General features: G+C 66.6%; 20 protein-coding genes and 1 pseudogene. 10 read left to right on the top strand and 11 right to left on the bottom strand.

The annotated features are described in order from the left end of the window. Window positions 1–39 precede the first annotated feature (39 nt). Window positions 40–432, bottom strand: coding sequence for a hypothetical protein (locus IZR02_RS11255; RefSeq protein WP_025105308.1), 393 nt, complete (start codon window positions 430–432; stop codon window positions 40–42). Window positions 433–533: 101 nt separating this feature from the next. Here IZR02_RS11255 and IZR02_RS11250 point away from each other — a divergent pair, with 101 nt between their 5' ends. The 3 genes from IZR02_RS11250 to IZR02_RS11240 are packed head-to-tail and all read left to right on the top strand — an operon-like array spanning window position 534 to window position 1,869. Further along, complete coding sequence (locus IZR02_RS11250) at window positions 534–1,064, top strand: Flp pilus assembly complex ATPase component TadA (protein WP_217316475.1); 531 nt, start codon at window positions 534–536, stop codon at window positions 1,062–1,064. 35 nt (window positions 1,065–1,099) lie between these two features. Further along, entirely contained in the window at window positions 1,100–1,450 is a 351-nt protein-coding gene (locus IZR02_RS11245) for a hypothetical protein (protein ID WP_217316474.1), read from the top strand. Window positions 1,451–1,506: 56 nt separating this feature from the next. Beyond that, window positions 1,507–1,869, top strand: a complete 363-nt coding sequence (locus IZR02_RS11240) for a hypothetical protein (RefSeq protein ID WP_217316473.1) — start codon at window positions 1,507–1,509, stop codon at window positions 1,867–1,869. On the opposite strand, the gene IZR02_RS11235 is transcribed toward IZR02_RS11240, so the two are convergent. Then, window positions 1,866–2,174 carry a DUF7882 family protein gene (locus tag IZR02_RS11235; protein ID WP_217316472.1) on the bottom strand — a complete coding sequence of 103 codons (309 nt, stop codon included), beginning with the start codon at window positions 2,172–2,174 and terminating at the stop codon, window positions 1,866–1,868. The two genes, IZR02_RS11240 and IZR02_RS11235, sit on opposite strands and share 4 nt — an antisense overlap. Window positions 2,175–2,293: 119 nt before the next feature. Further along, window positions 2,294–2,635: a DUF7882 family protein gene (locus IZR02_RS11230; RefSeq protein WP_217316471.1), complete on the bottom strand. Its 342-nt coding sequence runs from the start codon at window positions 2,633–2,635 to the stop codon at window positions 2,294–2,296. A 153-nt stretch (window positions 2,636–2,788) separates the two neighbouring features. On the opposite strand from IZR02_RS11230, the gene IZR02_RS11225 reads away from it, so the two are divergent. The 7 genes and pseudogenes from IZR02_RS11225 to IZR02_RS11200 all read left to right on the top strand — a co-directional run bounded on the left by IZR02_RS11225 (window position 2,789) and on the right by IZR02_RS11200 (window position 5,680). Next, window positions 2,789–3,130, top strand: a complete 342-nt coding sequence (locus IZR02_RS11225) for a DUF7882 family protein (RefSeq protein WP_217316470.1) — start codon at window positions 2,789–2,791, stop codon at window positions 3,128–3,130. A gap of 424 nt (window positions 3,131–3,554) precedes the next feature. Beyond that, window positions 3,555–3,830: a hypothetical protein gene (locus IZR02_RS11220; RefSeq protein WP_217316469.1), complete on the top strand. Its 276-nt coding sequence runs from the start codon at window positions 3,555–3,557 to the stop codon at window positions 3,828–3,830. 203 nt (window positions 3,831–4,033) lie between these two features. Next, window positions 4,034–4,330: pseudogene (locus IZR02_RS17915) on the top strand (DUF7882 family protein); the annotation flags it as partial. Window positions 4,331–4,440: 110 nt separating this feature from the next. Next, the gene (locus IZR02_RS11215; RefSeq protein ID WP_217316468.1) at window positions 4,441–4,713 is read left to right on the top strand and encodes a hypothetical protein; all 273 of its coding nucleotides are present in this window, start codon (window positions 4,441–4,443) and stop codon (window positions 4,711–4,713) included. 10 nt (window positions 4,714–4,723) lie between these two features. Next, window positions 4,724–5,053, top strand: coding sequence for a hypothetical protein (locus IZR02_RS11210; RefSeq protein ID WP_217316467.1), 330 nt, complete (start codon window positions 4,724–4,726; stop codon window positions 5,051–5,053). Window positions 5,054–5,099: 46 nt separating this feature from the next. Continuing rightward, the gene (locus tag IZR02_RS11205) at window positions 5,100–5,396 is read left to right on the top strand and encodes a hypothetical protein (protein ID WP_217316466.1); all 297 of its coding nucleotides are present in this window, start codon (window positions 5,100–5,102) and stop codon (window positions 5,394–5,396) included. Then, a complete protein-coding gene (locus tag IZR02_RS11200; RefSeq protein WP_217316465.1) occupies window positions 5,393–5,680 on the top strand; it encodes a hypothetical protein in 288 nt (95 codons plus the stop codon). The genes IZR02_RS11205 and IZR02_RS11200 overlap by 4 nt, the downstream gene beginning before the upstream one ends. Before the next feature lie 80 nt (window positions 5,681–5,760). Here the strand turns inward: IZR02_RS11200 and IZR02_RS11195 are convergent, their stop codons facing one another. The 8 genes from IZR02_RS11195 to IZR02_RS11160 form a co-directional block, all read right to left on the bottom strand. Continuing rightward, window positions 5,761–6,129, bottom strand: coding sequence for a hypothetical protein (locus tag IZR02_RS11195; RefSeq protein WP_217316464.1), 369 nt, complete (start codon window positions 6,127–6,129; stop codon window positions 5,761–5,763). Then, entirely contained in the window at window positions 6,126–6,626 is a 501-nt protein-coding gene (locus IZR02_RS11190) for a hypothetical protein (protein WP_217316463.1), read from the bottom strand. Before IZR02_RS11190 ends, IZR02_RS11195 begins: the two co-directional genes overlap by 4 nt. After that, window positions 6,626–7,348: a hypothetical protein gene (locus IZR02_RS11185; protein ID WP_217316462.1), complete on the bottom strand. Its 723-nt coding sequence runs from the start codon at window positions 7,346–7,348 to the stop codon at window positions 6,626–6,628. Before IZR02_RS11185 ends, IZR02_RS11190 begins: the two co-directional genes overlap by 1 nt. An 18-nt stretch (window positions 7,349–7,366) precedes the next feature. Then, window positions 7,367–10,126 carry a hypothetical protein gene (locus tag IZR02_RS11180; protein WP_217316461.1) on the bottom strand — a complete coding sequence of 920 codons (2,760 nt, stop codon included), beginning with the start codon at window positions 10,124–10,126 and terminating at the stop codon, window positions 7,367–7,369. 12 nt (window positions 10,127–10,138) lie between these two features. Further along, on the bottom strand, window positions 10,139–10,936 hold the full coding sequence (locus IZR02_RS11175) for a hypothetical protein (protein WP_217316460.1): 798 nt from the start codon (window positions 10,934–10,936) through the stop codon (window positions 10,139–10,141). After that, entirely contained in the window at window positions 10,929–13,919 is a 2,991-nt protein-coding gene (locus IZR02_RS11170) for a phage tail tape measure protein (protein WP_217316459.1), read from the bottom strand. The genes IZR02_RS11175 and IZR02_RS11170 overlap by 8 nt, the downstream gene beginning before the upstream one ends. Window positions 13,920–14,117: 198 nt before the next feature. Beyond that, window positions 14,118–14,672 carry a hypothetical protein gene (locus IZR02_RS11165; RefSeq protein WP_217316458.1) on the bottom strand — a complete coding sequence of 185 codons (555 nt, stop codon included), beginning with the start codon at window positions 14,670–14,672 and terminating at the stop codon, window positions 14,118–14,120. 20 nt (window positions 14,673–14,692) lie between these two features. Next, the gene (locus IZR02_RS11160; protein WP_217316457.1) at window positions 14,693–15,439 is read right to left on the bottom strand and encodes a hypothetical protein; all 747 of its coding nucleotides are present in this window, start codon (window positions 15,437–15,439) and stop codon (window positions 14,693–14,695) included.

The raw sequence follows: 15,439 nt of genomic DNA, 5'->3' as shown, positions 1-15,439 counted from the left end.
ACCGGTTGACACAGGGGCGGGCGGCTCGATACGGCGGCGTCAGGAGGAGCTCTCGATGCAGACGGCTTGTCCCTCGACGAACGTATCGATCGCGGTCCGGCGGAGTTCCTGTTCGCGGTCGGGGTCCGCGTCGTCGCCGTTCTGGACGCCGACGCGGTAATCGTAGAGCGCGCGCAGGTCGTCGCTCACGGCCGTCGCAGCCTCCTGTACCTCGCCGTCGACGTCGAGATCGGCGTATTCGTCCGCCAACTCCTTCAGGCGCTCGGTCTGCTCCGGACTCGCCGTACCGCCGACCGTGTCTTGGGCGAAGTAGGCCTCGAGTTCGGTGTCGACGGCGGCCACGCTCTGGCACTGCAGGAGATCGGGACCACTGGTGCAGCCGGACAGGAGGAGAACGCCGAGGAGGCCGCTCGAGACAGTGAACCGCTTCATGCCTGCACGGTACCGGGTGCCGGACGGCCTCCGTTCGGAGGCGGCGGATGGGGTGTGGATAACTCCGCGGGCCGGGAGGTGATCGTTGCGAGGATGCAGGGATGGAGCAGCCCGCGTCGATCATCGCCGACCTCGTGCGGCGTCGGCTGCGGAGCGAGGCGGTGGACCCGGCGACCGATCCCGAGCGGGCGCGGGAGATCACACAGGCGGAGGTGCGGCGTCACGATGATCGGGCGCTCGCGCGGGGCGGCGTGCTGGTCGAGGACGAGGCGGCGTGCGTGCGGGACGTGCTGGCGGCGGTGAGTGGCTTCGGTGCTCTGCAGCCGCTGCTCGACGACCCGGGCATCGAGGAGGTGTGGGTCAACGGCGATGGTGCCGTGCACACGGCGCGGGGTGGTGTCGCGGAGCGGACGGCGCTGCGGTGGGACGAGGCGACGGTGCGGGATCTGGTGGAGAGGATGCTGCAGGCGACGGGGCGGCGGGTGGACATCGGGCAGCCGTTCGTCGATGCATCGCTGCCGGACGGCTCGCGGCTGCATGTAGCGATCGCCGATGTCGTGCGCGGGGCGTGGGCGGTCAACACGGGGTATAACTATGCACACCCGCGCGCGAAAAGCAGCCGAAAGCCGTAGGCGCGAGGGTCTGCGTGGCCGCTATGCTCGCCAGCATGAAGACTCGTATCGCTGTGGCTGGCATCGCGCTCATCGCCTCCTCGCTCCTGCTCGCCGGATGCTCCGCGAGTCGAGCCGACGCAGCTCTCGACGCCTGCAAGAAAGCAGCCGAGGAGCAGGTTGGGGCGTCGATCAGTTTGGTCGATGTCGAAGCCGCGAACATGGGGGATGCACTCTACGAGGCAGGGATCACCGACGAGCGCGACGAGGACGATGCGAACGCGCTCTTCACCGCGGCCGGGAAGTTCACCTACTCGGAGGACGGTAAGGAAGTCCGGAAGTCCATGATTTGCAATGTGAAGTTCGAGGATGGCCAGGCAGGCGACCCGGACCTCACCATTACCTGACGTCGTAGCCACGACGTAGACTCGAATCCTCTCGGCCGGAGGAAGGACACCCGGCCATGCCCACTCGAGGCCTCTCCCCAACGGTGGAGCTCAGCATCGCCCTTGACGCGATCTGCTCCCGCAACCGGTACACCACCGACCCGGCACCAGTGATCGCCGAGCTCCGCGCGGCCGCCGGCGACCGAGACGACGTGCTCGCCGAGGCTGTCGGCACCTGGGTCGGCTACTTCGAGGACGAGCACACCGCCGTCCTTTGCGCGGCGTTGCGCACGCTCCCCGGCCTCGAACCCTGGATCGCTCTCGGCCAGCACCGCCGGTCCTTGCCTGCCCCGCACACTCCCGAGGTCCTTGGGCACGGATCGGCGGCTGCTCTCGCGCTGTTCGTGACCACCGACCCCGCGGTGCTTGACTCGCCCTAGCCTCTGTCGTTGGAGGTGAAGTCGTCGAGGACGAGCTCACCACGGGCGTTGAGCCGTTCCATCATGGCGCTCACGCGCACAGGGTCGATCTTCGTGGGCTGCTCGTCATCGAACTCGATCACCATCGGGATCGAGGGGTGCATCCAAGTAGACAGTCGCCCGGGCCGCTTCAATCCCGACGGCCAGGTCATCATGAAGCTCTCCTGGCGGCGCAGCTTCGTCGCGATGACGATCTTCAAGTGCGCCAAAAGTGCGTCCTCAACCTCGATCGGAGGACGCGAACTGTTGTACTCGAGCTTTCCCATAAAGAAAAGATAAGCCCTCAGCCGGGCGCCGATTCCCACCCGGCTCGTCAGCCGGCGGCATGCGAAAGACCCCCTCCGAGCACGGATGCTCGACGGGGGCCAGGACTAGGCGGCACGGGTTAGGTCGTGGCGCCGGCGGCGCCGGGCACGAGCTCCATTGGGCCGTCAGTGACCTCGTCGGTGAGCGAGATTCCGCCGGAGGAGCTCGCTTCGATCATCAGCGCCTGCAGCCATTTGGCATTGAGGTCCGGCGTCTCGACGTCATCGAAGATGAAGCGCAGCGGGATTGACGGATGCAGCCAGATCGTGGACCGTCCGGGGGTGTCGCCGTCGGGGTGCCGCCAGGAGAGCGTGAAGCTCTCGTTGCGGCGCAGCTTCGTCGAGATCGCGACCTTGAGGTGCGCGAGGGCACGGTCCTCGATGTGGATCTCACTGCCGCTGCCGTATTGGATAGTTCCCATTCGATGAAGATACCCCACCCAGGTAGTTTTTCCACACCGGGTGATTATTCACGGCCTCGTGGTCAAGAACGCGTGCCTGAGTATGGCAATCTTGGAGTCGCGAAGAGCGTCCAACGGGCCGTTCTCAAGCGTCTAATCAAGGGAATGGGGACCGTGGGCCGCTTCATTTACGAAGGTGACCAGAAGATCGAAATCGACGATCGTGCCCTCGCCCATATCCAGCTCGTCATCACCACCAAGCTCCGCCGCGGCGAACCGTTCGGGTTCACATGGAAGCAGGACGCCAGCGTTGGCGGCGGCCGCACCACGGTCTGGATTCACCCCGGCAGCAACCTGACTTTCAAGTACTCCCAGGGGCGTCAGCCCGCAGTGAGCAGGGCGTGGGTGGATGCGCTCGCCTTCACCGCGAACTCCCCCACCGGCTTGTACCTTGTCCCGGAGCCGCCCGCCGGGAAGCAGCTCGACCCGTCGGCCGGAGCCGCGGAAATCAACTAGCTGGATCTGCTTTAAGGAAACATCCAGGAGCGGGTTAATCCACGCGAGTAGGTTTTCTGCTTGTGAGCTCGTCCCCCCGAGCTTGCAGAGGTCGCCGCTAGGCGAACGTGCTGGGGCCGTGAGCGCGGGGGCGCGCTCGACCGCCAACGGCCGACCTCACCCGGTCTTTCACCTCGGGGGAGGCAACAGACCGGGGTCTTCTTCGGAAGACGACCGGAGACTGCGCAGCCCCCATGGGCCAACCATGGGGGCTGTCCTCGTGTGCCGACGGGAGCGACACGAGGAGCGGCACCGCAGTCATAGCCGCCTAACCCCCGCTATCACTCTGTGGAACCGTCCCGGGGAACCACGGACGATACTCCCATCACCCCGCGAGCCTCAACCCCCAACGTGCCCCATTCCCCGCCGGGCATAGGGTGGAATCATGAACTCGCGGAACCAAGACTCCCTACGCACCCGCGTCGCGATCGACGGCCACGACTTCTACCTGACTTCGGGCTCCGACCTGACCGATGTGATGTCTCGCATCCAGAACATCGCCCGCACAGAACCCGGCTTCCTCACGCTCGCCACCACCAACGGGATCGCAAGCGTGCTCATCAACGCCAGCACTCGCGTCATCATCCAGCAGGAACCGGACTACACACCCTCGGGCGCCATCGAAACCGCCCAGTCCTACGATCCCGAGTGGGACCTGTAGATCGTCTAGTCTGGGCCGCCGCTCTACATCACCACGGACCCCGCGATCCTCGACGCCCGGTGATCTAAAGAGACTGGTCAGGATGGAGGAAGGTGGGGTGCCAATTCAGCGGGAAGCGTGACACGGTGGGGATACACCACGAAGCGATCAACTTGGTCGCACCTCTTGGCACAGGTTCCTGTGGCAGATCGGAGGAGCCCACCATGGGCAAGTTCATCTACGACGGCGGCCCGAAGACTGACATCGAGGACCGCGCCCTTACGCACCTTCAGCTGGTCATGACCGCGAAGCTCCGGCGCGGAGAGCCGTTCCCCTTCTCGTGGAAGGACGATGCCAGCATCGGGGGCGGGCGGACCACCGTCTGGGTCCACGCGGGTTCTTCTCTCGTCTTCAAGTACTCCGGAAGCCGCCAGCCAGCCATCAACCGCGCCTGGGTCGACGCACTAGCCTTCACGGCCAACTCGCCAACAGGGCTCTATCTCGTCCCGGAGCCGGCGAACACCAGCGCTGCCGCCGCCCCCAGGAAGCGCTCGCGTAGCCCGGGTCCGAGGCCGCGCCCACCAGGGACCTTCGACAGAAGGCGATCGACCAACGAACTACTCCCGCATCTATGGAACTGGACGATCCGCGACTCCCGTTATCTGCCAACAGCTGGCTCCTCGCGACCTCCGAACAAGTGCAGGCACTCGCCATCCAATGGCATGACGCCCCGGGGAACGCCAACATGAGCGACCTCGTCGACACCCTGCTCGCGATCACCGAAGCACAAGCCCGGATCATCGCCCGGCTAGACCTCCGCATTCAGAAACTCGAAAGCGTTGAAGTCCACAGGCTGGAAGCCCATGTTCCCGCGGCGGTAGCCGACCCATCCCGTGATCTGTGATACTTGAATCATGTCGGTAAACCAGGGACCTGTAGAGATCAGCGTGCAGTGGATGCAGGACCCCACCGCCGTACCGACGCCGGTCAACCAGTTCGCCATCACCGGCGGGCCCAACATCGAGGGACAGACGCGCGCGGATTCGTACATGCTCGCCCTTGGGCACATGACTCCGCCGATGCTCCCCGCGAATCTTCCGCCGGAGCAGATGCAGGAGATCCTGAGCAGCCAGCCCATCCTCATCTCTTCCGTCGGACTGTTCGAGTTCACTGAGCCTCGGCTCCGTCACCTTCGCGATGTCCTCAACAACCTGTTCGCCAGCTTGGACGGGGCCAATGAGTAGAAGAACCTTCTTCCCTGTCTCGACGGGGGTTACGGCGACGATTATCGTGGCGGCACCCGCAGCCGCGATCGCGCTCCCGGACGTCGAGGTAGATGCCGGCCTGACGCTAGACCGCGATCACGTCACCCCCCTATCGTATGATCGCAGCGCGACCGTGACCCTGTCGGCCCTCAGCGCCGGCAACGTGCCCGTCGAGCGAGTTTCTCCCGACCAGTGGTACTTCTGGACCACCGCATGGCAGCGTGAGGAAGCGCGCGCGATGCAGGAGTACGCCGCAGGCCAATTCCACGACTTCGAATCCGTAGAGGATCTCCTGTCGTGGCTCGATTCTGACGACGCGTGACGTACGCCTACCGAGTTTCGCCGAACTTCAAGCGCGTACTCCAGAAGAAACCGAAAGAGATGCGCGAGGCAGTCAAGCAGTGCATCCTCCGCCTGTCGGAGAATCCCCGACACCCTGGCCTCAACACGCACAAGATGAAGGGCCTGCGGTCAAAGGATCAGGTCTGGGAGGCATACGTCGATGCTGGCAACCGGGTCACTTTCCACTACGAGTTGGTGGGAAAGAAGACGATCATCGTCCTACGGAACAACTGCAACCACGACATGCTGACGCGGAACCCCTAGAACCGCGGAAGGGCCCCCACCCAGCCATACGGCTAGGTGGGGGCCTTCGTGTGGTTGAACCGATCAGGTGCCTTCTCGCATCAGATGTCGTCGGTGCCGGTGTCGGCGCCGTCCTGCATGGCGCGCCACTGGCGGCGGGTGAGGCCGGTCGTGTTGCCGTCGATCTGCGCGACGACGAACTTCGCGGGGGCTGAGCCCGCGCCGATGTGGCGGAGCCATTCGTCGACCGCGGGAATCGCCATCACACGGGCGATGGCCGCGCTGATCGCGGCGAGCGTCGCGACCGCGGCCGTCGCCCAAGCGATCACCGGGCCCGGCACGACGTCGGCGACCGCGTCGATGATCTGCGGGGCGATGACGACGGTCGTCGCGAGGACGGCCGCCGCGGCGATGAAGACCTGCACCGCGGTGCGGATCGCTCGCTGCAGCGGGAACCAGATCTTGCTCATGAAGTGCCTCCTGGGTTCTGCCGGCGCTTGCCGGCGGTCGTCTCGATCGCGTCCCACTGGTCGCGTTCGCTCTTGCGGATCTGACCGATCTCCTCGCGGATGCCGAGGATGTCTCGGGCCTGGAAGTTCTGCGTCTGCTCCACGCCGTGAAGCCGCGAGTCGGTGGCTTTGACGATCCGTTTGATCTCGTCGATGTCGTCTCGGAGGTTCGTCGTGTGCGAGTTCGCGACGTGCTCCGCGGTCTGCGAGGTGTTCTTTCCGACCGCGTTGAGCTTCGGGATGATGACCGCGCCGAGACTCGACAGGAGCGCGATGAGCGCGAGCATTACCTGGTTTGGGTCGATCTCGCGTCCTGAGCGCAGTGACGCGACCAGGGCGACAACGACGACGGCGACCGCGACGGCCGCGCCGACGATCGCGGCGAGCCACCATCCCCAGCCGATCTTGCTTGAGTGCTGGGTCGGGTGCGTTGCGGTCGCGGGCTCCGTCCCCACCATCAGGTGTCGTCGCGCAGGCCGCGCAGATCGTCGGTGATCGTCGGGGCGGTCTTGGTGGATCCGCCCATTCGGGCCTTGAGCCAGTCGATTCCGGCGCCGAGTGCGCTGATGGCCCGCAGCGAACCGCGGATGAGGTCGGTGATGCTCGGCTGGGTGTCCTTCCCGCCGACGCGGGTCTTCAGCCACTTGACGTCTTTGGCCATCTCGGCGAGCTGGGCGGCCTGTTCGGGGGTCATGTCGTCCTCCTCGGGGACAGTGATGGTGCCGGCTCCTGAACCGGTCGGGGTGTCGATGTGGCCGAGCGGACCCCAGTGGGTCCAGTGCCAGAGCTCGCGGAAGCTCTTGCCCTCGCGGGTGATGTTGTGCTTCGGCGCGAGCTCCTCGGCGCGGCGGGCCGCTGGGGTGTCGGAGTTGTACGGCCACTTCAGGTCGTTCGACCGGCGGGCTTCGTGGTTGCTCGAGCGGGGTGGGGCGACGGTGTCGGGGTGGATCTGGTACCACTTCTGCCCTTGCCACCACCGGTAGCCGTAGACCTTGCGGTTGCCGGGGGCGAGCGTCATCCGCTCGCGCCAGATCCGCTCCTGGTCCTCCGGTTCCCGGTCGCCCGAGATCGACACCATCGGCGGGTGTCCCTCGCGTTCGAGGTCGTCCGAGAGCGCGTTGAACGCGCCGCGGGTGCCGGTGGCGCGGTTGTAGGCGCCGCCGGCGAAGCTGATACCCATGAGTGTTCCTCTCGAGTTCTAGATCGGGATGACGACGATTCGTCGGTCGAGTGCCTGTGCAGGGCCGGTGGATCCGAAGAACTTCATTGCCTGGGTTGCGAACTGCACCGCCAGAGGCGTGTTCACGGGCAGGCCCGTGAGGATGTCGAAGTTCGACGCCCCGTAGAGACCGCTGACCGTCGCGTAACGCGTGTTCGCGAGCGTCGATCCGCCGGTAGCCCGGAAGACCTGACACATCATTCGCAGCGAGTAGTTCTGCTGCGACCCTTGCGGGGCGTCGAGACCGAAGATCACGAGCAGCCTTCCGGTGCTCGTCGAGAACGTTCCCGGCTCAAGGCCACCCGCGTGAGCCGACCCCCACGTGTTCTCGCTCGTCGGCCACGGCACATTGACGCCACCGCTGGTGATGCGGCTGTACGTGCCGAACACGTGCTCGGCCAGCGGAACGAGGTTCCCTGACGTCGGATCGCGCACTTCCATCCCCGTCGCAACGCCGAACCCAATCCGCACCTGATCCTGCCCGGCGGCATTCACCGTGCGTAGACCGCTCGGCGCCATTTCCGTGCGGGCGCCCGAGGCCGCCGTGCGGACGAGAGCCCCGGTGATTGTCTTGCCGTCGATCGCATCGGCGGCGATCTTCTCGCCGGTGATCGCGTTCGCGTCGACTTTCACGGCCGTCACCGCCCCGGCGGCGATCTTGTCCGCGGTGATCGCGTTGGCCGCGATCTTCTCGGCGGTGACCGCGAGGGCCGCGATTTTCTCCGCCGTCACTGCGAGCGCCGCGATCTTCCCGGCCGTGACCGACAGGGCCGCGAGCTCGTCGGCGGTGACCGCGCCCGCGCGGATCTTCGGCGTCGTGATCGCGTCGTCGGAGATCTCTGTCGTGCCGACCGCGTTCGCCGCGATGAGCTCGTTCGTGATCGCGTCGAGCTTCACGTTCGCGCCGTCGATGATCCGGCCGATCAGGTCGGTGTCGACGAGGGGCTTCGTGGTCACGGTGACGCGCGCGGACTCCGTCGAGCGGTTCCCGGTCGTGTCGACGGCGATGACACTGAACCACCGCTGTTCGTTGTAGGGCTGCTCGGGTGCGACGAACGTCCCGGAGGGGACGATCTGCCCTACGACGACGCCCGCACCGGCGGCGGTGGTCGCCATGAGGACGTCGGCGTGCGAGAAGTCCACAGGCTGCGGTGCGCCGGTGGAGGTGAGTCCATCCCACGAGACGATGATCTGACCGAGGCGGGCGGTCGCGGTCGGCGCAGAGGGGCGCGCCGGGGGCGTGGTGTCCACGGCGGGCGTCACCGACATCTCTGCCGAGAACGCCCCCCACTTGCCGCCCACCGACCGGGCTCGCACGCGCACGAGCACCTGCACGCCCGGCGTCCACGCCCGCGTCGTGACCGACAGCGTCGTGGTGGCGGTGAGGCGTTGGAGCTGCCCATCTCCGGTTCGCCACCACACTTCGTACTCGGCGATGTCGAGGCCGGAGCCTTCTACTGCGGTGGTGACCTGCTCCCACCCGAGCGTGACGACCGCGACAGGTGTGCCGTCCGAGGTCCACGTCACCGTGTTCGTTGCGGCGCTCACCCCGGTAACGGGGGCGGGGGTCGTGGACACCGCGGGGACGGCGTTCGGGAGTGCGTTGCCGCTGCCGCCGACCTTGCCGGCGACAGCGACAGAGCCGAGGCGCTTCGCGATTTGGGCGGAGCGGGTGAGGCGGCGCACTCCGGTGACGACCCGCATTGTGGGGGTGTCCCCGTCGATGGTGACAACGAACCCGACCACGCGGAGCGACTTGCGGCCGTCGCGGGTGATGCAGGTGACGTTGTCGCCGACCTGGAAGCTCTCCCACAGACGCGGCATGTCATCGTCAAGGGGCGTCCACTCATAGGACAGCTCAGCCTTCACGGCGCGGGAGTCCTGCATGAGCGGTTGCGCCATGCGGGTCATGGTTGTGTCGAGGCCGACACCGGACTGCGTCATCGTCGATTCCAGGCGCCCGAACGCGGTTGATGCTCCTGTGTTCGTCAGATGCAGCAGGTGGTCGGCGTACTCTCCGACGACGGTGAGGTGCGTGAACACGTCGGCGAACGACCGGGACGTGGGGACGCGGTTCATCCGGGAGCCGCCGAGCACGACGTCTGGGCGGGCGGTGCCGGTGCCGGGGCGGAGGAGCTTGAGTTCCATGCCCTCGGTCCACCAGTCGCACAGCCCCTGCTCGACGGCGAACGACAGTGCGCTGCTGATAGCGACGAGCGGCTTGTACGACTGCTCGACCTTGTCCGAGTCGAGCCACGCGACTCCGTTGGAGTCGTAGCCGGCGGCGAACTGGTAGGTGAGGTTCGGTGCCCACCCGCGGGCTTTCGCCTCGCTGATCATTGTCGCCAGCACCCGCCCGGCTGACGAGGGGGTGCCCCACACGCGGTCGCCGTTCATCGTCGCCGAGGCGAGCGGGTACAGGCGCGCCCGCTCCATCAACCACGTGACGTATGGCTGCCCCGAGAAGGTCACCGCTTGCGCCTCGTCGGCCTCGTCGCGGGAGTCCTCGTCGAACATAAAGAGGTTGTTCCGCGGCGCCTTCCACGACTTCCCGTCGTAGGTGTACTCGACACCGACGATGAACGGCAGCTGCGGCGGCTCAACGGCGGCAGCCGACATCGTGAAGGTCAGCTTCGCGTCGGTCGACTCCGTGCCAGCGAGCGTGCGGGTGAGCGTCTGCAACACCCGCCCACGGACCCCTGCCGCGTTGTGCAGACGGAGGCGAAGGTCGAAAGTCATGGAGAGTCCCTTTCAAGACAGGACGTAGGCCGCGTTGCCGCGCACCTCGAAGGTCATGCCACTGCGCGTAGCGGTGGCCACGGTGCAGCGGCCGTCACGGACATTGCTGCCGAGGCCCACGGGCCAGTGCGGGCTGATACGGAACCCGGGCGAGGAGAAGTCGATCGACCCCGACACTTCGGTGCCACCTGACCAGGTATCAGTCGTCGTCACCCACGCGCGCCCGCTCCCGGCATCGAACCGCAGGTACTGCGTTGCGGAGATCGCCCCCGAGTAGGAGAACCACGAGTTGCCCGAGTCCGTGACCTGCAGCCCAGAGAACGCGCCCTTGAGACGGATCACCGGGTCGACGATGTCCCCCGAGAGGCCCGGGAACAGGCCGGTGACGACCTGCGACGGTGCATTGATCGTGACGGCCGCCGACGTCGTCGGATCCGTCGCTCGCCAGAAGACCTCGGGGAATCGGACGATCACGTTCAGGTCGACGATCTTGTCACCCTCGCCGTACCCTTCAGGCGTCGCGGACAGGAACTCGTACAACACGTTCCGGGTCGGGTCATCGGTCCGGGTGATCCGCCACCCGCGCATGAACAGGCTGTATAGCGCCTCGAGGTTCTCCCGAGGCGTTTGCACGACGAACGTCGGCGTCACCGCCTCGGGGGATGCGTAGATGCCACGCACCACCCCGAGGCGGCCCGGGAGCGTCACCGAAGGGCGACGCACGACCAACTCCGTGAGAGGCCGAGACGGCGCCCGGAAGACCCACCCCATCGCGGGGTTGTCCAGCGGGATGCCGTTGACGCTATACATCTGGACCACCGATCTGCGCGGCTTCCCACGCGTCCTGCATCGGGTCACGGGTGACCGGGTTCACGAGCGTCACGTTCGGGCGGTTGAGCTTCGCGGCGATCCGCTCGAGCAGAGCGACGACCGGGGAAGTTTCGGCGCCGCCACCGGTAACCGGCGAGCCGTTCGCAAATGCCCGAGCGTCGCCGGGAATGTAAGTCCCGCCAAGGATCCGCGCGGTCTCCGCCATGATCTGTTCCGAGCGCGCCCGCTTGGAAGGCGCGTGGGGGATGTATGACTCACCGCCGGTCTCGTCCTCCGCCCAGATCCGGACGTCACCCGCCCTCGCGATCTGGGCGACATGGTGCTCGACCCCGCCGTTGGCGAAGTACCGGACCACGTTGCCGTCTGCATTCTTGAACCCTTTCGAGTTCAAGTACCCGGCGAAGGCGTCGTTCATCGACTGCACCCGCGGATTGACCCAGACGTTGATCGTCTTCTGACCGTTCCGGTTAACGAAATTGTCGATGGCGACCTGCGCCTGCGCGGTCTCGGCGATCACCTTCCATTCGGTCTCGGACGGGATCTGCATGATTTGGTCAGCAAGAGCCTCAGCGGCGTCTCCCGATAGCCCGAGCTCGTTGATGCGGTCGAGGAGCGCCTGACGGGAGTCTTCGAGTCGCTGCCGGTAGGCGTCAGTGTTTCCATCGAGCGCATACTGCGCTTCGGCGGCGTTCCACGCGTCCTGCGCGAGGCCGACGAGCATGCTCATGTTGTCGCGGCCGGCCTGCGTGCCCTGATCGAGGGTGATCGCATACCCCTCGACACCGTCGCGCGCATTCTTGATCGTCTCGTCGACGTCCGCGAGCGCGTTCTGGTAGTCGATGTTCGTGGTGATCGCGTCCTGGCCGACATTGTTCGCCTCGTTGAGGAGATCGAGCAGCTCCTGGAGTTCGCCTTCGAGCTGCGACGCACCGTCCGCAGCATCGATGTACCCGCGCGCAGCAGACTGCGACACCTCCGCGCTCTCCTCGAGGAGCATGTTGAGTAGGTCGGTTTCGGTGGCTGCTTCGCCGTTGCCGTTCGCAAGGCCAAGGAGCGCCTCGCGAAGCTTCGGCATCTTGCGGAGCAGTTCCTCTGCCTGCTCGTCGGTGAGGTTCTGCTCGTCAACGAGCTCGCGGAAGCCTTTCGCTGCGGCGGGCATATTCGTCGCCGCGAGAGCTGCGAGTCCTTCGCCGTACCGGTCGATCGCATCAAAGGCGTTGTCGGATGCGGTCGAGGACTTGGCGAGCCCAACGACCCAGTTATCTGCGGCTTCGGCGGACTGTTCCAGGAGCGATGGGAGGTCTTCGAGCAGCTCGCGCGTGGAGTCATCGACCTGCGGGAAGAACTGGTTCTTCTGGATCGCGCCGCCCAGCTTGTCCGACGCTGCGGCTGTGGACAGGATCGCGTTCGTGACGTCCTCTTGGGCGGGGATTCCCGCCTCCATGGCGTTGTTGTACGCCACCATGACGGCCGTCGCTGCCACGAGGGCAACACCCCACGGGCCACCGAGGAACCCGGCCACGCCGCGGAGAGCGGATCCGGCGCGGGTGCCACTGGCCGTGAGTAGCTGGATCTGCCCCCACAGGGAGGCGACCTTCGGCACGGCGATCATGGCGGTGCCGCCGACGAGGGTGATGGCCCCGATGAGAAGACCGCCGACGGCGATCGCTTCCTGGAGCGGGGCAGGCAGGGAAGCGATGCCCGACGCGAAGTCGCCCACTGCGTCCGCGACCTCGGCGATCACCGGGAGGAACACGGATCCGAGGTCGATCGCGGCGTCGGTGATGCGGTTGCGCATGATGCCGAGCTGCGACTCGACCGTCTCGTATCGCTTCGCGGCCTCCTGCGACAGGGCAGAGTTCTCCTGCCACGCCGTGTTCTGCAGCTCGAGTGAGTCCGTGAGAAGGTCGCCGGACGACTTGAGCTGCAGCAGGATGCGCTGCTCTTCGGTGGACTTGAAGCCGAGGTCGTTGAGCGTCTGCACGACGTTCCCACCCGAGGCTTCGACGCCGTTGAGGCCTGTCGCGAATGCGCCCATCGCGCGCACCGGGTCGTCCCGGAACGCCGCGGCGAACTCGGAGGCGGAGACGCCCGCGACGTCGGCGAATCCGGCGAGCTTGTCGCCGCCGGTCTGCACTGCGGAGTACAGGTCCTGGAGGACGCGGGACGCGACGCCGCCACCGAGCTCGGCGGTGACACCCATCGAGGCGAGGGCGTTCGCGAGGGCGAGTACTTCTCCCTCGGTCGCGCCGACGAGCTTGCCCGACCCTGCGATGCGCTGCGCCATCGTGACGATCTCGGCCTCGGTGGAGGCGCCGTCGTTGCCGAGCGCGACGATCGTGGACCCGAGCCGGTCGACGTCCTCGCCCGCGGTACCCATGATGTTCATGAGCTGGGCGAGCGCGGTCGCGGCCTGGTCCGAGGTGAGGTTCGTCGTCTCGCCGAGGTCGACCATTGTGCGGGTGAAGCCGACGACGTCCTGTGTCTTCACACCCAGCTGGCCAGCGGCTTCCGCGACGGCCGCGATCTCGTCGTGCGACGCGGGCAGGACGCCGGTAAGGTCCCGGAGACCCTGCTCAACGGCGGCGAGTTCCTCCGGGGTACCTTCGACGGTCTTCGTGACACCGGCCCACGCGGACTGCCAGTCCATCGCGGCCTTGACCGTGAGACCGGTCGTCGCAACAACTGCCGCTCCCGCGGTGACGAGCACCTTCCCGACGTGCTCTTGCGCGTCGGCGTACTCGCGGGCGGCCTTCTCCGCTGCGGCCTGCTCCTGCGCGAGACGGCGGGCCTTCTGGCCCGCCGTCTCCTGCTTCGAGCCGAGCTGCTCCGTCTTCGACGCCGCGGTGTCGACCGTGCGCCCGAGACGCTCAGCGGCCTTCTCGGCCTCCGTCATGTCCTGGCGGAACAGGGCCGCTCCCGCTGCCCGGATGTTGAATACGATCGCTCCGGCGTCGTACATCGGCGATCACCGTCCTTCGCAGCCACGAGGCGTCGATGTCCATCAGCCGGGTAACGGCGGAGCGGACGAAGTGCCACGTCCTCGTGTCGAGGGCGCGGTCGAGGTCAGAGATCAGGTGATGCTGGGAGAGGTCGAGTTCGACTTCGCCGTACAGCTGAGGGAGCGCGTGCGTCCACACGTCGCGGGACGTCGCGGAGGTCAGCTGCCGTTCTGCTTCGGCTGCCTGTCGCGCGGCTGCTTCCCGGGCTTCGCGCCACCCTGGGGGGAACGCGTATTCGGGGAAGCGGCCTGTAGCTGGATCAGGTCGTCCAAGGCCGTACTGGGCGATGTCCGCGAGGGAGAGATCCCCAAACGCGCGGTCAGCGCCCACAGGGCTTTTACCCCGCCGGCGACGCCTTCACCGCCCTCGATGAACGCCGTGACGCCGGACAGGCCGAGCACGGTCTGCCAGAGGAAGGCGGGCATCAGGATTGATTCTGCTTCCGCGGTGCGGAGTTCGTTCTGGATCCGGTTGTAGTTGTGCTGCTCGTCGGCGGGGCGAGGCACGTACCGGCCTCCGTCGAGCACGCCGCCGTCGAGCGCGATGCGGAACGCGTCCGTCATCTTCTCGGTGGAGGCGATGCCGACAGCAGCATTCAGGTAGGTGGAGGTGATCTGCTCCCCAATCCGGCCGGGGAGGGGCCGCACGACGTACGGTGCGACGCCCTCCACGGTCAGATGCAGGTCGCGGCCGACCTCAGTTGCGGTGACCATAGGAACCCTGCTTCCTGCGGTCAGGCCGCGGTGTACGGCAGCGCCTCGGAGGCGCCGGCGGCGTTCGTGACGATGATCGGGGCGGTGCCCGAGACCGTCGCGGGGATGAGGAGCACCACACCGTTGTCGACAGCGCGGAACTCGGCGACGGCGATGCCGTCGATCGTCGCGGAGACGATCGTGTCGAGACCATAGCCGCGGACGAGGATGAGGTCACCGGGTGCCTGGCCGGCCGGGGTGGCGGACTCCAGGACCGGCGTGCCGTCTCCTGCGATCGGGGAGGTGATGCGCTCCACGACACCGTCGCTGGCGAGCGTGAACGTCCAGCCGCCCTTGTCGGCGTAGCCGGTGTTCAGGTCCGCGACGGAGACCGAGTACTTCCCTTCGAACGCGGGCACGCGCTCGTCGAACGCGTCGAACGTCTGGAACTCGCGCTTGTTCGCCTCGCCGGTGGAGGCGGCGGCGTTGAGGAGGTCGATGACCCACGCCTGCGAGGGGACGAAGTTCTTCGTGACCTCGTCGCGGACGCCCTCGACGGAGAACGTCGGCGCGTAGCTGTAGCCGATGATGTCCTCGGACGGTCGCCCCTTCGTGCCGTACGCCTCACGGGGGACGGTGAGCTTGGTCGGGTTCATGGCGAGGTTGTTGATGTCGCCGGTGATGTTGATGAAGACGCCGCTCTGCTTGAGGCGGAGGATCTTCTGGTGGGCGAGCGCGAGCGACCCCGCCGAAGGGGCCGTCGTGTCGTAGAGGGTGTGATCGGACAT

Source organism: Microbacterium paraoxydans, assembly GCF_019056515.1.
Taxonomy (GTDB): domain Bacteria; phylum Actinomycetota; class Actinomycetes; order Actinomycetales; family Microbacteriaceae; genus Microbacterium.
Note: the sequence above shows the minus strand (reverse complement) of the source record. Positions and strands in the feature narration are given on the sequence as shown.